Source organism: Vibrio sp. 1F255 (assembly GCF_041439145.1).
Lineage (GTDB): Bacteria > Pseudomonadota > Gammaproteobacteria > Enterobacterales > Vibrionaceae > Vibrio > Vibrio crassostreae_C.
Window position 1 is genome coordinate 1 of the sequence record NZ_JBGONQ010000090.1, and the last position, 1,036, is coordinate 1,036.

Sequence of the window (1,036 nt, forward strand, 5' to 3'; positions counted from 1 at the left end):
TTTTGTGACGCGATCTTTGCACTCAAGAAATCCATTCCAAGCGCTACAGACCTTCGAAACAATATCGTTATAATCAATGAAGTTTTGGTTTGCTAGATAGTGTTGCCTTAACCAACTCCACACTTGCTCTATAGGGTTAAGCTCTGGTGAGTATGGCGGCAATTTGATAATACTGACATTATCAAATGGGTTAGCAATATCATCGGTATGCCATCCTGCGCCATCCATTATTACCACTGAATGACGGTCTTTTTCTGTGACTTTAGATATCTGCTCTAGATGGTTTATCATGATGTCTTTGTTAACCCAAGGGACGACCATTGCCTCACCAATCCCTCTCGATGGGCACACTGAGCCAAACAAATAAGCGTATTCAAATTGCTGCTGTTTTACTACGCGAGGTCTCGTTCCACGAGTAGCCCAAAGACGTGTTGTTGTGTTCTGCTGACCAAACCTAGCTTCGTCTTGAAACCAGACATCAACACTCTCTAGCCCAATATGGCCGGGGATCTTAAGGATCGTTTCGATTTGGAATTTTTTTAAAATCGTCTTGTATTTGCTGTGATTGTTTAGGGTGTTTGGAACGAGAAGTTATCCAAGAAAAACCCATGTGGTCGAGGAGATAATAGATGGAATTAGGGTGGTAGTGCTTGTCAAAGTGTTTAACGATGTAGTCATGTATATCGCTTCCAACAAGGCGGCCACCAGAAGGTGATTCAGCTTCTTTTTTTATGAAGGCACTGAGTTGAGCCCGCTGCTCATCGGTGAGGTATGCAGGCCTACCAGTCCGAGGTTTTTCTTGAAGTCCTTCTAGGCCTTCTTCAAAAAAAATCCGAACCCATTTATTGACACTGGTTCGACTGACTTTGAGAGATTTTGCAATTTGTGTACGAGAGAGGCCGTCTTTAAAGTGTGCGAGCGCAAGTAAACGCATCTTCATCTGAATGGTTTTTTGCTGGCTCGCAAGCTTTTTGAAGTCAGTGTTATTAAGGCTATCCATGGCTAAATTTCACAATAATTCATCAATCTTAATTAG

At 42.4% G+C, this 1,036-nt stretch carries 1 protein-coding gene; it reads right to left on the reverse strand.

The window, feature by feature from the left end:
• A protein-coding gene (locus ACED41_RS21540; protein ID WP_371725673.1) for an IS630 family transposase occupies positions 1-1,000 on the reverse strand; the annotation gives its coding sequence in 2 pieces (ribosomal slippage) (positions 1-540 and positions 542-1,000; 999 coding nt annotated over the 2 pieces). This gene is flagged as partial in the annotation.
• Positions 1,001-1,036: the final 36 nt, after the last annotated feature.